This window comes from Deltaproteobacteria bacterium PRO3, from assembly GCA_030263375.1.
Lineage (GTDB): Bacteria > UBA10199 > UBA10199 > DSSB01 > DSSB01 > DSSB01.
On record SZOV01000020.1, the window covers coordinates 21,709 to 38,972 of the forward strand.

At 63.8% G+C, this 17,264-nt stretch carries 14 protein-coding genes; 3 read left to right on the plus strand and 11 right to left on the minus strand.

Annotated features, from left to right (window positions below; translation table 11 throughout):
- Positions 1-26 precede the first annotated feature (26 nt).
- On the plus strand, positions 27-311 hold the full coding sequence (locus FBR05_05260) for a hypothetical protein (GenBank protein ID MDL1871592.1): 285 nt from the start codon (positions 27-29) through the stop codon (positions 309-311).
- A complete protein-coding gene (locus FBR05_05265) occupies positions 301-618 on the plus strand; it encodes a helix-turn-helix domain-containing protein (protein ID MDL1871593.1) in 318 nt (105 codons plus the stop codon). The genes FBR05_05260 and FBR05_05265 overlap by 11 nt, the downstream gene beginning before the upstream one ends.
- A 13-nt stretch (positions 619-631) precedes the next feature.
- On the opposite strand, the gene FBR05_05270 is transcribed toward FBR05_05265, so the two are convergent.
- The 10 genes from FBR05_05270 to FBR05_05315 form a co-directional block, all read right to left on the minus strand.
- Positions 632-3,622: a hypothetical protein gene (locus FBR05_05270; GenBank protein MDL1871594.1), complete on the minus strand. Its 2,991-nt coding sequence runs from the start codon at positions 3,620-3,622 to the stop codon at positions 632-634.
- A 272-nt stretch (positions 3,623-3,894) separates the two neighbouring features.
- The gene (locus FBR05_05275; GenBank protein ID MDL1871595.1) at positions 3,895-5,154 is read right to left on the minus strand and encodes an ABC transporter permease; all 1,260 of its coding nucleotides are present in this window, start codon (positions 5,152-5,154) and stop codon (positions 3,895-3,897) included.
- Entirely contained in the window at positions 5,151-6,869 is a 1,719-nt protein-coding gene (locus tag FBR05_05280; GenBank protein ID MDL1871596.1) for a hypothetical protein, read from the minus strand. Before FBR05_05280 ends, FBR05_05275 begins: the two co-directional genes overlap by 4 nt.
- 9 nt (positions 6,870-6,878) lie before the next feature.
- The gene (locus FBR05_05285; protein MDL1871597.1) at positions 6,879-8,588 is read right to left on the minus strand and encodes a hypothetical protein; all 1,710 of its coding nucleotides are present in this window, start codon (positions 8,586-8,588) and stop codon (positions 6,879-6,881) included.
- Positions 8,585-8,818: an acyl carrier protein gene (locus FBR05_05290; protein MDL1871598.1), complete on the minus strand. Its 234-nt coding sequence runs from the start codon at positions 8,816-8,818 to the stop codon at positions 8,585-8,587. The genes FBR05_05285 and FBR05_05290 overlap by 4 nt, the downstream gene beginning before the upstream one ends.
- Positions 8,819-8,840: 22 nt before the next feature.
- Positions 8,841-10,292 carry a hypothetical protein gene (locus tag FBR05_05295; GenBank protein ID MDL1871599.1) on the minus strand — a complete coding sequence of 484 codons (1,452 nt, stop codon included), beginning with the start codon at positions 10,290-10,292 and terminating at the stop codon, positions 8,841-8,843.
- Positions 10,289-11,419, minus strand: a complete 1,131-nt coding sequence (locus tag FBR05_05300) for an NAD-dependent epimerase/dehydratase family protein (protein ID MDL1871600.1) — start codon at positions 11,417-11,419, stop codon at positions 10,289-10,291. The genes FBR05_05295 and FBR05_05300 overlap by 4 nt, the downstream gene beginning before the upstream one ends.
- Positions 11,419-12,972: an NAD-dependent epimerase/dehydratase family protein gene (locus tag FBR05_05305; protein ID MDL1871601.1), complete on the minus strand. Its 1,554-nt coding sequence runs from the start codon at positions 12,970-12,972 to the stop codon at positions 11,419-11,421. The genes FBR05_05300 and FBR05_05305 overlap by 1 nt, the downstream gene beginning before the upstream one ends.
- Complete coding sequence (locus FBR05_05310; GenBank protein MDL1871602.1) at positions 12,972-13,676, minus strand: hypothetical protein; 705 nt, start codon at positions 13,674-13,676, stop codon at positions 12,972-12,974. The genes FBR05_05305 and FBR05_05310 overlap by 1 nt, the downstream gene beginning before the upstream one ends.
- A 273-nt stretch (positions 13,677-13,949) precedes the next feature.
- A complete protein-coding gene (locus tag FBR05_05315; GenBank protein ID MDL1871603.1) occupies positions 13,950-16,334 on the minus strand; it encodes an RNA-binding transcriptional accessory protein in 2,385 nt (794 codons plus the stop codon).
- A 53-nt stretch (positions 16,335-16,387) separates the two neighbouring features.
- Here FBR05_05315 and FBR05_05320 point away from each other — a divergent pair, with 53 nt between their 5' ends.
- Positions 16,388-16,762: a YraN family protein gene (locus FBR05_05320; protein MDL1871604.1), complete on the plus strand. Its 375-nt coding sequence runs from the start codon at positions 16,388-16,390 to the stop codon at positions 16,760-16,762.
- Here the strand turns inward: FBR05_05320 and FBR05_05325 are convergent.
- A partial coding sequence (locus FBR05_05325) for a sigma-54-dependent Fis family transcriptional regulator (GenBank protein MDL1871605.1) occupies positions 16,746-17,264 on the minus strand: 519 nt, incomplete at its 5' end. The two genes, FBR05_05320 and FBR05_05325, sit on opposite strands and share 17 nt — an antisense overlap.

The window sequence follows — 17,264 nt, forward strand, 5'->3', positions numbered from 1 at the left end:
TACACTTATTAAGTGTAAGGATATCTATGTCGGAGACCCGGGTATTCGTGACCAAGGGGGCCGAGAAGGATTTGTCGAGGGTCCCGAGACACATCGCGGTCAAGCTGGCCGCCTGGATCGAGTCAGTCCAAATCGACGGCATCGCGGAAACCAGAAAAATCCCGGGTTTTCATGATGAACCCTTGCAAGGAAAAAGATGGGGACAGAGGTCGATCCGGCTGAGCCGCTCCTATCGGGCGATTTATGAAACGAAGTTCGACGGGCAAATCGAGTGCATTCAAATCCAAGAGGTCGGCAAGCATGACTACTAGGAAAAAAAGCCAAGCCGGAAAGGTGTTGGAAAAATACACCGGCGGCCCGCTCACCTTGGGACGCTTCCTCGCCTCGATTCGCAAGGGCGAAGAAATGGGACTTGAGGAATTCGGAAAGCTACTGGGAATCTCCAAGTCGCATCTTTCCGACATCGAAAACGGCCGGAAGCTCGTCAGCGCGGCCTTAGCGGCTCAATATGCCAAAAAGTTGGGATATTCCGAAAAGCAATTTATTCGCCTGACCCTCCAAGACAGCCTGAACCGGCAAGGCCTCGAGAGGTACCGGGTCGGCATCGAGGCCTCTTGACGACGAGGGCGGCTCAAGGCGACGCGCTCCGGAGCGAGGCCGTTCTAGCCGCGCGCGGCGGCGCCGGCAGCTCCTCGGCCGGCGCAGTCGGACGCGGCCAAGGCAGCACCGGCAGACTGCGCGCTGGACGCGTCATGTCCCGCAGGCGCCAGGTCAGGCTGCGCACCTCGCCGGTGAAGTGTATCAAATCCGGCAAGGTCCCCGCGTAGGAAACTCCCACTTCCGGCCGGCCCCCGGCTGGAAGGGTCATCTGCCCCCATTCGGGGATGCGATTCTTCGCCATCGTGATCCGGTCGTGGCCGTCCAAGCGCGGACCTGCCCGGCCCGCGGCGAGCTCGGCGGTCGGAATGGCCTCTGCGGCGGGCGAGACCAGCACCACCCCCTGCCCCAACTTGCCCCGCACCAACTCGAGATAGCGCTGCGAGAGCCCCCGCGCCTGGTCGAAAAATCCCAAACTCAAGGAAAGGCCTCCCTTCGGCAGGCGGACGGCGAGATTTTCGTCCAAGACCCGACGTGGCGGATCGAAGCGCTGGCGCTGGAGGGGATTGGTATGCGTGAAGGCCCCCGCGACGTAGGCGTCGAAGGGATACAAAAGCAAGGGCGCCTCGGCCAAGAAATCCCACTCCGCTCCCAGAGATCGAACCTCGAAGCCCTGCCGGCGATGGGCCTCGATGTTTTGCAGAAAATGGACGCGGGCCTCGGGCGAGGCCTGGGCGACCAAGCTCTCCAAGTAGACGAGGGCGGGACGCGTCGGTGCGGCTTGATAGAGCGCGCCGGGATTTTGCAGCCGCTGATGCGGGTCCTCGCCCGCGACCCGCGAGAGATAACGCGCCAGGGTCATCGCATCGCGCGGCGCGCGAGCCATGACCCCCACCCGGTCGAGGAAGGTCGCGAAGGGAACCATGTTCCGGGTCGAGATCACGCCGGCAGGCGGCACGAAGCCGAAGACCCCCACCGCTCCCGCCGGCGCCGAGATCGATCCCCCAGTGTCGGTGCCGATGCCCACCGTGATCGGCAGGTCGTCTCGGCCCACCACATGGGCGGTCGCCGAGGAGGAACCCGCCGGATCCAAACCCGGCCGCCGCGGGTGCGGCACGTAGCCGAAACCCGCATGCTGCCCCGAGCCTCCGCTGGCCGCCGCCACCATCCCAACCGGGACGGGAATCGCGCCCAGCTCGAGTAAGGCCGCGACCACCGGGCTCGCCTCGACGCCCGCCACCCTCGCCGTCTTGCTGCCCAGCTGCATCCGCCCGTCGGCGCCGGGAAACAGATCCTTCACCGCGACCAAAACGCCCTCCAAAGGACGCGCCCGGCCCTGCTCGAAACGGCGCTGGCTCTCCTCCGCCAATCGGAACAGCCTGTCGCTCAGCGGTCCGCGATCGAGGGGGCGAGGGAAGATCGCCCCGTCCCGCGCGGCCGGGTGCTCGACCAAGGCACGCAGGGCGCCGACGGGAGACAATTTCCCTTCCGCATAAGCCGAACGGATCCCGGCCAAGTCGTAGCCGGCCAACGCGGATCGTTGCTCCGCCGTGACCCACCGCGCCCCTGCGGAGAAATGAACGGGCGGGGGCGGTTCCGGCAGGACGGCGCCGGCGGCGCCGAAGACCTCGTGGATCTCGCCGCGCCCCTGCGAAAAGGAAAGCGGGCTCAGCTTTTGCGCCCGGCGCAGCAGGCGCTCGACTTGAAGGAGGTCCACGTTGGCCTGACGGATGAAGGCCCGCTCCGCCGCCGGTGACAAGGGAGGGACGCTGCGACGCAAGCGCTCCAGGACGATTTGGCGAAGAGAAGGATCTTGGTAGTGCCGCTCCGTCAACTCCTGACTGAGTGCCGGTCCCAAATTAAAATCCCGATGGCCGCGTCCGGCGCGGTACAAGTGCACCGTCACGGCGGGCGAGACGTCCAAAGCCAGACCCAAGAGAAGCGAGGCAAAACCGGGAGGTGGGCTCGTCTCGCCGCCCCGGGTTCCCGCGAAATATCGCTCCATCCCCAAACCGAAGCGCCCCAGTCCGACCGCCGCGGATCCGTAGAGCAAGGCGCGGGAAGTCCACAGCCCACCGTGGCTCAGCAGGCCGCGCTGCCAGGCGCTCAGTCCCGGCTGCGAGCGGGCGAATTGAATCCAAATCTCGGGGTCGTTCACCGCGCGCCGCACGGCATCGGCCCGCATCGCAGCGACCGCGCTCGCCTCGCTGCGCCCGAAGCCTTGGGCCAGGGCCGCTTCCCGACCGCTCACGAAGGTCCTGGCGCCCATGCCGAAACTGGCCGCACCGACTCCAATCCCCAAGGCCCCGATCGCGAAGCCCGAGACGGTCAAGACGTCCTCGAAGGTCGAATGGGCCCGTCCGTCCTCGTTTCCGAACAGCAAACGCCCGCCGGCAGCCCAGGCCTCCGGCGCCTGGCGGATCAGCAGGTAGCCTCCGGAGGCCAGCAGGGTGCCGGCCACTCCGGGATGGGAAAGGACTCGCACGCCGCCCGCGGCCAAAGGCCGCAAGGGGCGCAGATAAGAACAAAAGATCGTCGCCAGGCCCAAGACCGCGCCCGCATGACTGACGCCCCCCGCGGCGTAATCGAGGCCCTGCGTGCCCAACAGGAACTCGGCGCGATCGCCGAAGCCGCCTCGACCGGACATCGCGTCGAGCCGCGCCCTGGCGCGGCGGCCCTGGGGGCGATCCCCCGCCGTCGAGTCCAGCAGCGCGTAGGCCGCCGCAGATTCTTGAATTCTTCCCTCGCGCTCCAGACGCCGGGCTGCGGCGAAAAAACCTTCGAGAAACAAGTCGAGGTCCGCCTCCGCGCCGAGGGAGAGGAATTCCCGCACCGTCCCACTCCCCAGTCTTCGGCTCATGCGATCGCGCAGACTGGCGGGGAGATCCTCGACCGCCGCGGAGAGCGATCTCTCGTGCAGTTTTCGTTGCAAGTCTAAGCCGGGGACTTGGGTGTCGAGCCATGCGGCGACGAGGCGGCGGGACTCAATACCGGGACTCGGGACCCGGGGCAGGCTTTCCGGCAAAAGCAGCCCCGCGGGAAGCAATGGGATGAAAGGACGACGTTGCGATACGGGCGGAGACAAGGCATACCCCAGGTTTAAAATTCCACACGGCACGCCTCCCTCGACGAAGGACCCGCTCCTCGAATCGGGATCCCTCGCGAAATATACAATCCAATATTCATGCCAGAGATCATCTCTCGGAAAATCAGGCTCTTAGCAGGCGCCCGGAAACGCCGTCCCGGCGCGGATTTAAGCGATTGGGTAGAAAGTGGGCAATCGAGCGGGCGCCGCGTTCAGACGTAGCCCAAGGCGTGGATGATCTTGAAATGCGCCGCGCGATAGCCGGGGATCAAGGAAGACAGCAGGGTCGACCCCATCGAGATGGCGAAGGTCTGCAGATAAATCTCCGGGCTCAACGAGATGGTGCAGATATAGACCCCCGAGGCCTGCGGTGGCTGCATGGGGATCCCAACGGCGGACAAGAGGTAACCGACCCCGGTCGCGAACAAGAGGCCGAGGCAGGAACCCAGGAGACCCAGGATCGAGGTCTCCAAAAAGATCATCCCGAAGATGACGCCTCGGCTGTTACCCATGGCCATCATCGTGCCGAATTCCCGCATCCGTTCGGAGAGTATCATGTTGGTGGTGTTCGCGACGCTGAAGAAGAAGATGGTGCACATGATCAGCTGGATGGTCATGTATATCTGCCGGAGCAGATCCTTGCTCTGCCGGTAATACTGTCCTTGCTCCACCCAGGTATACAGCTCCGCGGCCACTCCCCTGCCCTTCAGCGCCCCCTCCAGCTCCGCTTTGGCCGTCTCGGTATCGGCGGTATCCTCGAGAATGACCAAGAGACTGTGGATTTGATTGGGCAGGCCCAGAATATCCTGAGCGGTCTTCAAATTCATCTTCATGGAACGGTCGTCAAAGTCCTTGATGAAGGTCTCGAAGACCCCGCGGACCCGCAGTTCCGCGCCGTCCAAGGCGCCGGCCTTCCGGGCGGTCAAGAAATTGAGGGCGTCGCCGACCTTGAGCCCCAGAGACTGCAACAGCCCCCTCCCGACGACCACGCCGTAGGGATCCGACGCATCGAGATCGCTGCCCTCGACGATGTTCGTGGAGGCCACGTTGCGATGCGAGGTCTGAAACTGCCCCATGCGCTTCTCCAGAATGGGATCGACGCCCAGGGCCAAGACCGCGATGCCGGTCTCGCCGGTACTGGCCATGCCCTGGAGCTTCAAGCGCGGCACCGCATAGGAGACCCGGGGGTTGGCGCTTAAAATCTCACGGATCGGCTTGTCGTCCTCGATCAGGAAATCCAGCGGCGCGCGGGTCCCGTGAAGGTGATAGCCTTTGGCGTTGATCTGGATATGGCCGGTCTGACTATGGATAAACACCTCTCCGAAGCCCTCGATCATATTTTGGAAAAATCCGCCGACCACGACCAGCCCGGAGCAGCCTAGGACGAGGATGGAAAGGGTAAGGAGGGCCCGGCGCTTGTTCCGGAAGATGTTCCTCCAGGCGATCATCAAAAGCATGGTGAATTTTCTCATGGCCTGAGCTCCTTCACGTCCTGGACCTTGCACCGGCTCCGGATGGAATCGGCGAGGTTCTGACGCTTGAGTTTCAAGGACGCGGTTCGCGGAAATTCCTCACTCCAAAGCAGATACGACGATACCCGCTGGTATGGGGGGATGCCCCGGTTCCATGTCATGAGGGCGGCGGGGACTCGACCGTTTTGGACGCTCTCCTTGGGTCGCAGCACCATCAAGAGCTGGTCGCGGCCCAAGGGTTGATCCGGCCACAGGTAGCTCTTGGAAAAGACGCAGAACTCCTCGCACTCCTGAAGCCCGGCGAAATGACGCTCGACGTCCTCGGGGTAGATGTTCTTGCCGCCCTCGGTGACGATCATGTTCTTGATGCGCCCGACGATCTTCAAGGTATCCCCGCCCTCGAGGATGCCGAGATCTCCCGTCCGTAGCCAGCCGTCGACGAGGGTTTCGGCGGTCAGCCCGGGATCTTTCCAATAGCCCTTCATTACGGAGGGCCCCTTCACCCAGATCTCGCCGACCCCGCGCTCGTCCGGATTTTCAATCCGAACCCGCGTCAAATGAAGCACCCTTCCTACGTTGTCGCTGGAATACCTCCCCCAGGTCGGGGCGGAGACGGCAGTCCCGGCCTCGGTGAGGCCGTAGCCGATCCCGACGAAGAAGCCCAAATCGTAGAAGAACCGGGCGAGCCCGGGCTCGACGAAGGCGCCGCCGGTCATGATCAGGCGCAGGCAGCCGCCGAACTCGTCGTGGATCTTCGCCAGCAGGCGCTTGGAAATCCAATGCCGCGGACTTTTGGTCAGGCCGCGGTTGATCGCGACCAATCCGCGCAGGGCAAGCCGTTTCGACGCGGGGAGGGCCGTTAACTTCTCCTCCAACCTCGATTTGAGCATCGCCAGCAGCATGGGGACCATCGAGGCGGCCGTGATCCGGTATTTTTTAAAGGTGGGAAGCAGGTATTGCGGCCTCAGCGTCCGCTGATGGACCACTTGGGCGCCGACGTTCAGCGGGTAGAGAAACCCGAAGACAAAATCGATGGCATGATTGGTAGGAAGGAAGGAGAAATATCGGTCCTCGCTCCCCAAGCCGGTACGGAGGTGAAATTGCTCCAATTGGCTCAGGTAGTTCGCATGGGTCAGCATGCAGCCCTTCATGGCCCCGCCGGTCCCCGAGGAGTAGACGATCGCGGCGACGTCCTCCGGACGGCGGTCCCGATATTGGAAATTCTCCCCGGCTCCCTCCTCCCATCTCCAGGCGCCGCCCAATTCCGCGCCGGCGGGGGCCTCGGTCACGAAGGTCTTGGGGAAATCTTGGGGAAGCCTTCCCGCCTCCAGAATCTGCCGCCAGAATTGCCATTCGACGACCAGGACCTTCGGCTCGCTGTGCCGGATCAATCGCAGCCAGTCTTGCGGGCCCAGCTTGAAGTCCAAGGGCACGAGCACCCCGCCGGCCCAGAATACGCCCATGGCGGAAAGGAGCCACTTGCCTTGATTGGACATGACGATGGCGCAGCGGTCCTCCGGAGCGAATTTCTTGGCCTGGAGGTTCGCGGCGAAGCGCTCGGCCTCCTCCCGCGCCTGCCGGTAGGTCCAACGCTGCCTCTCTTCCTCGCGGTCCGCCTCGATGAGGGCGACGCGCCCCGCAAAGCGTTCGCAGGCGTCCCGCAGGGCCTCGCCCAGCGAGGAGAATTTCATAAAGAGATTCGACTTACCCGTCATGCTTCTTCCTTACAGTTCTTGAAGACCTTCCTCAGTTACCCGGCGCTCCCGGACCTTTTCGGCCAACAACTGCCGTTTCACCTTCATCGTGGCGGTGCGGGGAAACTCCTCATCCCACGGCAAGGCGTATCCCAGGCGCTTGTAGTCGGCGAGCCGCCGGTTGCGGACGCGAAACTCCTCGAGGACCGAGGGAATATCGGCACCCTTCCCAGGCCGGTACAGGACGGCCAACCTCTCGCCGGTCAGGCGGCGCTTGGGCCAAAGGTAATTCGCCGCGAATACGCAGTACTCCTCGCAGCCCGGCACCTCGCCGAGCAGGGCCTCGACGTCTTCCGGATAGACGTTTTTCCCGCCCTCGGTGACGATCATGTTCTTGGCGCGCCCGGACAGCCGCAGATGGCCGGAGGCGTCGATGGAACCGAGGTCGCCGGTCCTCAGCCAACCCTTCACCAGGGTTTCCTCGGTGAGCTCCGGGTCGTCCAAGTAGCCTAGCATGACGCTCGGCCCCCGGACCCAGACCTCCCCCACGCCCTGTTCGTCGACGGATCGGATTTCCACCTCGGTGCCGGGTACGGGCCTCCCCACGGTGTCGCCGCGGTAGGGCTTGAGGTCGTTGAGGGTGATGGCCGTCCCGGCCTCCGTCATGCCGTAGCCGATGGAGACCGGGATGCCGAGTCCGTAAAAAAAGTCGCAGAGGGATTTTTCGACGAAGGCGCCGCCCGCGAGGATCCGGCGCAGCCGCCCGCCGAAGCGGTCGTGGACCGGCTTGAAGACGGTCCGCTTGAGGGCCTCCAAGACGCGAGGGGAAGGCACGGTGTCGTAGAGCCTGCGGCTGAATTCGAAAATCGTACGTTTCACTTCGGGCTGCCGCTCCAATTCCTCCTCGATACCCTGCTTAAAGGCCTTCAGCAGCAGAGGCACCAGGGCGGTGAGCGTGACGCCGTAGCGCCTCATGGCGGAGAGGATGAATTGAGAGCGCAAGGTGCGCTGGTGCACGACCCATGAGCCGCAGAGCAAGGGGATGAGGAAACCGCACATGAAATCAATGGCGTGGTTTGTCGGGATGATCGAGAGATAGCGATCCTCCTCGGTCGGCTGGACCAGATTTCCCAGCTGCTCGATCTGACTCAGGTAATTGTCGTGGGTCAGCATGCAGCCTTTGGCCCGCCCCCCGGTACCCGAGGAATAAACGATGGCCGCGACGTCCTCCCGGCGGCGGGACCGGAAGCACAGCGCCTGCGCCGGCGCCTCCTCCCAGCGACGGGCCTTGCTCAATCCCGCCTCCTCCGGCGCCTCGACGGCAAAAATCGCCGGCGGTCGAAGAGGGGTCGGAAGGATTTCTCGGAGCTTGTCCCAAATGGCCCACTCCACCACCAGGGCCTTTGGCTTGCTATGACTGAGCAGAGCGGCCTGCTCCGGGGCGCTGAGTTTGTAGTCCAGGGGGACGAGGATCCCTCCTGCCCAAAGGATGCCCAAGCCGGAGAAGACCCACTTCGCTTGGTTGGACATGAGGATCGCGACGCGATCTCCGGCCCGAATGCCGTGCGACTGCAGCAAGGCCCCGAAACGCTCGGCCTCCCCGTGGGTATCCCGGTGCGTCCAGCGTCCGATCTCGGTCTCGCGGTCGACTTCGACCAGGGAGGTTCGGGACTTGAGAGGAATGCCCGACTCGCGAATCGCTTCGCCCAGCCCCTCATATGCGGACAAACGGAATCTCATTTCGATCCTTCGATCGCCTTCGCCAGATCCTGGAAGGTGGTCGTTTCTTTGAGGACGTAATCCGGAATCGTGACGTCGAAGGCCACCTCCAGGTCCCCCAGAAGATCCAGGGCTTGCAGGCTGTTGATGCCCAACTTCTCGAAAAAGTCGTCTTCAGGCTTGAGCTTCTTGGAATCGACGTGGAATCGATCCGCGACCAACAGGATCAGCTTGCTTGTGGTTTCATCCATGACACACCTCTACATTTGACGTTCAAGAATGCGTTTCCAAAACCTCGCGGAGCTCCGCGGGAATTTCCGGCAGAAAGTTCTCCGGCTTCCGGGCGACCCGACGCGCCGGAAATTGCGGATAGACCCGCAGCACCTCGTCGATGAAAGACATCCCCATCTTGCCCATCAGATCCAGTTGGCGCGGCAGCACCCGGGCGATGTCCTTCGCGACGGCCCCGGACTCGCTTTCGAGCCTTCCAAGGATATCGAGGAGCTTCCCCTCGAGGTCGGGCTCGTCGACCTTGAGCAGCAGGCGCTCGTGGCCGCGCTCCGCCATGATATTGGTGATCCGCTCGTCCATCGTGATCCCCGCGGAAGGGACCAAGGCGGGCATCGAGGTGACGATGGCATGGTAACGGGAGCTGACCATCAGGTCGGCCCGCCTCAGGACGCTCACCAAGTCGTACATGTCGTAGTCGTCGCTGACGAAGACCGGGGGTTCCCGCTCGAAGAGCTTCGCCAGGTCCTCGCAGGCGCGGCGATCCAACTTCTCCATGCCGACCAAGGCCACGAAGAGCCCGCGTTGCGCGGCAAAACTCCGGACCGCGCCTGCGATGGCCGCCAGGTAGTCGCGGTATTTTTTCCGGTTCTCCTCGTTGAATTCGTGGAAATAGAAGGACTGGTAGTGCTCTTCCCGATACTCCCCCATCCACTTCAGGGCCGCGGCCTTCAGGTAGCTGGGCGCGATGGGCCACCAGAAGGGGTTGATTGGGCAAACCAGCAGAATTTTTTGTTTCCCGTCCCATCCCGCCTTTCGCAGGATCGCCTCGGCCCGCGCACGGGGCGCGGCTCGGAAGGTCCAGGCGGTGTCGGTCCCCTCGGCGGTGCGGATATCCAGCCCCGCGAGGACCCTGCGCGAGGGCTCGTTGCGACAGACGATCAGGGAGTCCGCGCAGTACTTTCGAACCAGCTCCCGCAGGTCCTCGTCCATCGCGCCGGCCTCGGCGCCGTAGCCGACGCTGAGCTTGCGCTCGCTCGCGGCCAGACCCAAGGCCCCCGTCATAAAGGTGGAGAGGGCATTAGAGAACTTGGATTTGAACATGCTTCCCTCGCAGGCCACGACGCCGTGATGGCGAGGGACCTCCTCGAAGAGGAACTTGGGATAGACCAGGGGCATGGGGATCTGGCGGACGCCGCGAAAATATCCGGCCGTTCGAGCCAAGTCCACGCTGAGGATGCTGAGCTCGGCGTTCTCGTCGCCGAGGATCAGCCTCATCTGCCGCAGCATCTCCTCGACCCGCACGTCGGCGCCGGTGTTCCTCGCCCCGACATAACCCGCGAACAGCAATTTTAAGGGCTCTCCCGGGCGCCAGCGCTCCCGCTCGAATCCGAGATTGAAGCGAAAGGCGGCGGCGTCGATCAGGCCGCCCATGACCGATTGCAGCATCCGATCGGGATTCGCGCGATGCATGGCTTTTTGAATCAGCGCGTTCATGAGGCGGCCTCCAAAACGGGCGGTTCAGGGAGTGGGCGATAGGGATATTTGAAGCGATGCTCCTCGGCATAGGCCATCAAGGCCTTGGCGTAGGCCCCGAAGCTGGGCGGCCCCTCCCCCAACTCCTCCTTCAACCTGGCATTGTCGTAGACGGCGTCTTCCACCAGGTGCGGCATGAAGAATTTAAACAGCATCGCCATGCGCGAGATACGCCAATTGGGACGGCGATCGGACAGCCAGTCGCAAAGCCTCGTGAAGGGGCGCTGGAGCCTGGGCAAGAAGGGTCTCCTGCCGCCGCCCAAGACCGCGACGACCTCGCGGTAGCTGAGCGAATCGGTCCCGGAGCTGAGGTGGTAGACATCGTGCTTCGGCCGCTCGCGGCGATGGAGCTCGGCGATCGCCCGTGCCGTGAAATCGGCGGGCACGATGTCGATCCTCCAATCCGGGTCCAGCGGCAGCGCCGGCGCCTTCGCCAACCAGGCGAAGGCCCGCACCATGTCGAATTGGGTGGTCGCCGCGAAGCGCGAATCGCCGATGATGGCGCTGGGCCGGAAGGTCAGAACCGCGCCCTGCGGCAACAGCTCGCGCGCCAGGTGCTCGGCCATTTTTTTGGTGGCGCCGTAGGCGTCGAGATCCGGCGCGTTCCATCGGATCGCCCCCTCCTCTTTCACCGTCTCGCCGCGGCGGTGCCCCGAGACGGCGACGGTCGAGACGTTGCTGAAACGCCGGAGGGCCCCGTGCCGGGCCAGTTCCTGGGCGAACTTGACGACCTCCAGGGTCCCCTTCACGTTGACGTTGAGGCAGATCTCGTAGGAGCGACGATTGAGCGAGGCCGCGCAATGGATTACGGAATCGACGCGGCTCCGCAGGTCTTCGCGAGCCTCCGCGCTCAAACCTAGATCCTTTTGGGTGATATCGCCGAGGTAGACCTTCATTCGGCTCCGGTACAGCCGCTGGAAACTGTCATAATCGAAGTGCAGCTGGAGGGAACGCCACAGCCGCCCCTCGGCCTCCTTCGGACGCCGCGCGCGGACCAGCAGGCAGAGGGGGCCGTCCTGGCCCTTGAGCAACTCCGCGGCCAAGTAAGAGCCCAGAAAACCCGTCGCGCCTGTCAGTAATACGGCCATCAGCGCCCCCTCCCCGCGATGCGAAGGCCGGCGCGGCCCTCCCGCGGTATGCAAAATCCCTCCGGGACGCTTAGTTTCTCCACCGGTTTCCCCTCGAGGACCGGATAGCACCAGCGCCGCAGGCCGGGCTCGAGGACCTTGAGGATGTAATGGCGCCAATCGATGTCTTCGGGCCTCGCCGCAAACTCCTCTTCCTCGATTTGGTATTTCGCCAAGGCCTCGGTGACGAAGCGGAAGTCCGTCCGGTAAATGAAGGGCGCGAAGACCTCGACCACCTTCTCGGTCTTCACCAAGGCCCACTTCGCCTTGTTCACCGAACTCAGGGCCTTGTTCAGGTATTCGTGGACGGCCTTGGGGCTGCGTTCCTTGAGGCCGCGCAGCGCCTCGAAGACCGCGGTCGCCGCCTTGCGCAGGCTCTCCGGCCCCAGGGAGCTGTCCTGGGAAACGGCCACCGAATCCCAACGAGAGAGGAAGATCCTCTCCAGCGGCGAGGCGGATTGCCTCCAGTGGGCGCGATGCGCGAGGTTCAGCAGCTCGAGCATCCGGTCCAGACGCAGGGGATTCCGTTGCGAGCTGCCGACTTGGATCACTTCCGAGGGACAGCCCTCCATCAGGGCCGCGCCCGCCACGGTGACCGCCTGGCAGACGTGGTCGACCGGGATCACGTCCAGGACATGCCGGGTGTTGATCGGAAAAAAACGCAGCCAGGTCCCCAATAGGTAGGAAAGCGGCGCGCAGGTCTGGGCGCCCTCGTTCCAGCCTGGAAAGGGGTATTGCATCGAGCTCTCGACGACGGCGGGGCGGACCACGCTGTATTTCAATTTTCCCGCGCGCTTCCGGATCAGGCTCTCGGCCAGGCTCTTCGAATAAGTGTATCCATTGGGCCAGCCGTAGCCGGCGGCGCGCCGTCGCGCCTCCTCGACCCACTCGGAGTCCTTGAGGCTCGCGGTCTTCACGAAGCTCAAGAGCTCGTCGTATTCGGCCTCGGCGTTCATGGGCCTGCCGTTGGGCGTGTAGTCGGCCGCCAAGGTCTCCGGCGCGAGGCCTTCGCGGATATCGCCGACCACGTAACAGGTCGAGACGTGGACCAGGGCGGCTTGCCGGCAACGCTTGGCGAAGTCCACTGCGTGAATGGCGCCGGAGATATTCGTGGCCACAGCCTCCCGCAGGTCCGGCTCGAAATCCACCAAGCCCGCGCAGTGTACGATCAAGTCCAATTTTCGGAATAATTCCTCCGCGACGGAGGCCTCGATCCCGAAATCCGGGAGCGAAACATCCCCCTCCACGACCTCGACCCGCGCTCCCAAATAGGCGCCCAACCCCGCGCCATGCCTGCGGTGCAAGGGCTCGAAGGCGTAGGAAGTCGCGACGATCTCCTCGAAGCGCTCCCAGGCGCCCAAGTCGCGCTTGCGTCGGACGAGCACGTAGATCTTTTCGATTTCCGGAACGCGGTCGAGCATCAAGGAAAGCCATACCTTGCCCAGAAATCCGGAGGCCCCGGTCAGGAGGATGTGTCTGCCGCGATAGGCGCGATGGATGGAAAGTTTCGGCATCAGTCCCACTCCAGGATCGGCCAATTCAGCTCCCGGGCGACGCGGAGCAGCCGCAGGTCGGGGTTGACGGCGCAGGGATGGCCCACCGCCCTCAATAGGAAGAAATCGCCGTGTTCGGATCCATAGGCGTAGGCCTTGGCAAGCTCGGTCCCAGAGCGCTCCGCGGAGGCGAGCAGGCCTTGCAAGCCGGCGTAGCCCCCCATCACCGGTTCGAGAAGCCGGCCCGTCGCGATGTCGTTTTTATATTCGAGTCGGTTGGAATGAAGCTCTTCGCCCAATTTGAGCCGTTGCAGGAGAAGCCGGATGAAACCATCCAAAGCACCGCTGAGAAACACCAGCGGGTGGCCTTCCGCTCGGAGCTTGAGGAAGAAATCGACCGCGTCCCGCCTCAGGCCTTCCTTGAGGACCTTTTCCAGGTACTCTTCCGTCAGCACCTCGATGCGGTCCCGGCTCAAGCCCTTCAAGCCCGCGTATATCCAGCGGTTGGCCAGATCGGGGTCTCCCTGCCCAAGGATGAGGGAGACCGGCATCGAGAGCCCGATTTGAGCGAGTTTGAAGATTCGGTCGGAAAAGCGTTGGGCGTTCGTCGCCAAATAGGCGGCATGCTGCCAAGCCCCGCCCTTAAACAGGGTCCCTTCGACCTTGATATAGACCGTTCCCCGTCGGGGAGCCTTCAACGTCGCAACGGCCTTCGCCTTGCCCATGCGATTTTAGCGATTGAATGGGTTTTCGGTGGATTGAACCGCCAGACCTCCTATGGATCACCTTGCCCTATACCCGCCTGCCCCCTTTGCGCGAACGAGTACCCACCAACGTTTCTTTTCAGATTAGCAATATATTTAGCAAGAAATGTGCCGTTCCGGAAATCGGGTATTGCCGTTACATTCCAATAAGATAGTCAGAGGCGGCGGAGGGCGGAACCTATCAAAATGATATTTTTGGAGGAGACTCGTCAATTTATTAACGCAGACGAGGACCTATTTCTTGGGCTTCAATTGGTCGCGCAATGCGGCCAGGGAAGCGAAGGCGTTGTTGAAGACGGGCCGCGGGGCGGAGGGCCTCGGCCCGCGCGGGGGGCCCTGATCCCTGCGCCCACCGCCGCGTTTTTCGCCGCGGGGGGGACGCCCCTCGCCTTCCGCGCGGCGCTGGCGCGGGGCCGGGGCCTCGAGGGTCTCCTTGATGGAAAGCGAGATCTGATTTTTCTCGAGGTTGACCTCGAGGACCTTGACGTGAACGCGATCGCCGGGACTGACGACTTGCGAGGCGTCCTTCACGAAGCGCCGAGCCAGCTGCGAGAGGTGGACCAAGCCGTCCTGATGGACGCCGATGTCGACGAAGGCGCCGAAGTTGGTGACGTTGGTCACGATGCCCGGACAGATCATGCCGGGCTTCAGGTCCTTCACCTCGTGGATGTCGTCGCGATAGCTGAAGGGAACGAAGGTCTCGCGCGGGTCGCGGCCGGGCTTTTCCAGCTCACGCAAGATGTCGTCGTAGGTGAAGGCCCCGACCTCTTCCTTGAAGACCGCGTCCTGTTTGATCGCCTCGGCGCCGTCGCCCATCAGGTCGCGCAGCGATTTGCCCAGGCGCTGGGCCAGGGACTCGAGCAAGGGGTAGCGCTCGGGGTGGACGCCCGTATTGTCCAATGGATTCTCGGATTCGGGGACGCGGAGGAAGCCCGCGGCCTGCTCGAAGGCCTTTTGCGAAAAACGCGGGACCTCGAGCAGTTCTTGCCGGGACTCGAAGAGCCCCTTGATCCCCCGATACTCCACCACCGCCCGGGCCAGGCCCGGGCCGATCCCCGCCACGTGCGCCAAGAGGTGCATCGAAGCGGTGTTCAGGTTGACGCCGACCTGATTCACGCAGGACTCGACGACGTGCTCGAGGCTCTTCTTCAGGCGGTTTTGCGAGACGTCGTGCTGGTACTGGCCGACGCCGATGCTCTTGGGGTCGATCTTGACCAGCTCGGCCAGGGGGTCCTGCAGGCGCCGCGCGATCGAGATGGCGCCGCGCACCGTGACGTCGAGCTCGGGAAACTCCTCGCGCGCGACCTCGCTGGCGCTGTAGACGCTGGCCCCCGCCTCGCTGACCATCACGACGGGAATGTCGCTCACGCCGTTTTCCTTCATCGTCTTGCGGATGAAGATCTCGATCTCGCGGCCGCCGGTCCCGTTGCCCACCGCCACGGCGCGGATCAGGCCGGTGCCGAAGAGCTCGAGCAGCGTCTTCTTGGCGTTTTCCTTGGCCTCGTCCGTGTTGTGGTGGATCACCGTGTGGGAAAGGAATTTCCCAGAATCGTCGACGACGGCCAGCTTGCAGCCGGTGCGGATGCCGGGATCGACGCCCAAGACGGCCTTGGGTCCGAAGGGCGCGGAGAGCAGCAGCTTGCGGACGTTGTCGGCGAAGACCTTGATGGCGATCTCGTCGGCCACCGCCTTCAGGGCCTTGTGGACCTCGCTGTCGATGCTGGGCTGGACATGGGCCTTCAGGGCCAGGCGCGCCGCCTTGCGCAGGACCTCGGCGCCGGGCGAATCCGGCACCGTGAGCGCCGCCGCCTCGAAGGCCTGCAGTAGTCCGGCCTCGAAGCCGCTGTCGCCGCCGTCGGGCTCGGGCTTGCCGCCGATGCTGAGCGAGAGCTCCTCCTCGATCCAACCCCGGCGCATCGCCAGGTAGCGGTGGGAGTTCTCGGGCTTGAGCAGCGAGGCGACGGACTCGCTGTAATCGAAGTAATTCTCGTACTTGCTGTGCGGCTTGGGCTTGGGGCCCTTCTTGGTGATCAGCCCGCCCTTTTCGAAGGCGGTGGTCCGCACCAGCTGGCGCAGCTCGGCGATCTCGGAGAGCCGCTCGATCAGGATGTCCTGCGCCCCCTCGATCGCGGCCGCGGCGTCGGGAAAACCCTTTTCCTCGTTGCGGAAGGTGAAGGCCCAGAGCTCGAGGGTCTGCCCCGGCTGGGGCTGTTCGGTGCCGTGGCCGCAGTTCCAGATCCAGTCGGCCAGGGGCTCGAGGCCGGCCTCCTTGGCGAGGGTGGCCTTGGTCTTTCGCTTCTGCTTGTAGGGAAGGTAGATGTCCTCGAGGCGCGCCAGATCGAAGGTCGCGAGCACCTGGTCGCGCAGCTCGGGGGTGAGCTTCTGCTGCTTCTCGGCCTGCTCGAGGATGAGCTGCTGCTTGGCCAAAATCTCCTTCCACTTCTCGTCGGCGTCGATCACCTCTTGGATGGCGACCTCGTCGAGGTTGCCTGTCTGCTCTTTCCGATAACGGGCGATGAAGGGCACCGTGCCGCCCTCGGCGACGAGCCGCAACACCGCCTCGGCGGAGCGAAGGGGGATCTTGGGATGGGAAGCGGAAAACCAGGTCTCGAAATTCATAGGGGACGCAAGATTAGCAGGCTTGGCATGGACCCTGCAATGTTCCTTTTCTCATGAAAACCGAGCCCCCCCATTGGAATCAACGGCAGGGACTCGCCGGAGAAGCCCTAGCGAAAGAGTTCCTGCGGAAGCAAGGCTATAAAATCCTGGCCGAGCGCTACCGAAACCCCTTCGGAGAGATCGACCTCGTGGCCCTCCGCGAAGATACCGTGCTCTTCGTGGAGGTCAAGGCCCGCAGCGGGCCCGATTTTGGCGATCCCCTCGAGGCCGTCACCCCCGACAAGGTCCGCCGCCTGCAGCGGGCGGCCTGCGGTTTCCTGCTCGATTTTCCCGATTATCAACAGGGCCATTATTGGGAATTGGCCGCCGTCGCCGTTCGAAATTACGACGGTGCGACCGAAATCGAGATGGTCAGGATCCTTCCCTAGGCTCTTCCAGGTCGTAGAGCTTGATCTTGGCAAAGAGGGTCGACTTGGCCACTCCCAAGGCCTCGGCCGCCTTGGCCTTGTTCCAGGCGGCGGCCGTCAGGGCTTTAAGGACCAGGCGCCGTTCCATCTCCTCGAGGGTCTCCAGCGCGACGCCGCGCCCTCCGCCAAACTCCTGGGGAAAGGCGATGTCCTCCGCCTTGAGGGTCTCGCCCTTGGCCAGGATCACGGCGCGCAGCAGGACGTTGCGCAGCTCGCGGATGTTGCCGGGAAAATCGTGCTGCTTGAGCTTGTCTAGCGCCTCGGCTCCCAGCCGCTTGGGCGCGGCGGCCGAGAACTCGCGCAGGAACTGCTCGCAGAGCAGCGGCAGGTCCTCCCGGCGGTCGCGCAGCGGCGGCAGATACATCGGCATCACGAAGAGGCGGAAGAAGAGGTCCTCGCGGAAGCGCCCCTCCCGCACCGCGGCGGCGAGGTCGCGATGGGTCGCCGCGACGATGCGGACGTC

Excerpts from the sequence above, each read along its gene's own strand:
- FBR05_05310 (MDL1871602.1), bottom strand. The coding sequence starts at position 13,676 with ATGGGCAAGGCGAAGGCCGTTGCGACGTTGAAGGCTCCCCGACGGGGA.
- FBR05_05290 (MDL1871598.1), bottom strand. The coding sequence starts at position 8,818 with ATGGATGAAACCACAAGCAAGCTGATCCTGTTGGTCGCGGATCGATTC.
- FBR05_05320 (MDL1871604.1), top strand. The coding sequence starts at position 16,388 with ATGAAAACCGAGCCCCCCCATTGGAATCAACGGCAGGGACTCGCCGGA.
- FBR05_05305 (MDL1871601.1), bottom strand. The coding sequence starts at position 12,972 with ATGCCGAAACTTTCCATCCATCGCGCCTATCGCGGCAGACACATCCTC.
- FBR05_05260 (MDL1871592.1), top strand. The coding sequence starts at position 27 with ATGTCGGAGACCCGGGTATTCGTGACCAAGGGGGCCGAGAAGGATTTG.
- FBR05_05280 (MDL1871596.1), bottom strand. The coding sequence starts at position 6,869 with ATGACGGGTAAGTCGAATCTCTTTATGAAATTCTCCTCGCTGGGCGAG.
- FBR05_05295 (MDL1871599.1), bottom strand. The coding sequence starts at position 10,292 with ATGAACGCGCTGATTCAAAAAGCCATGCATCGCGCGAATCCCGATCGG.
- FBR05_05315 (MDL1871603.1), bottom strand. The coding sequence starts at position 16,334 with ATGAATTTCGAGACCTGGTTTTCCGCTTCCCATCCCAAGATCCCCCTT.
- FBR05_05285 (MDL1871597.1), bottom strand. The coding sequence starts at position 8,588 with ATGAGATTCCGTTTGTCCGCATATGAGGGGCTGGGCGAAGCGATTCGC.
- FBR05_05300 (MDL1871600.1), bottom strand. The coding sequence starts at position 11,419 with ATGGCCGTATTACTGACAGGCGCGACGGGTTTTCTGGGCTCTTACTTG.
- FBR05_05275 (MDL1871595.1), bottom strand. The coding sequence starts at position 5,154 with ATGAGAAAATTCACCATGCTTTTGATGATCGCCTGGAGGAACATCTTC.
- FBR05_05265 (MDL1871593.1), top strand. The coding sequence starts at position 301 with ATGACTACTAGGAAAAAAAGCCAAGCCGGAAAGGTGTTGGAAAAATAC.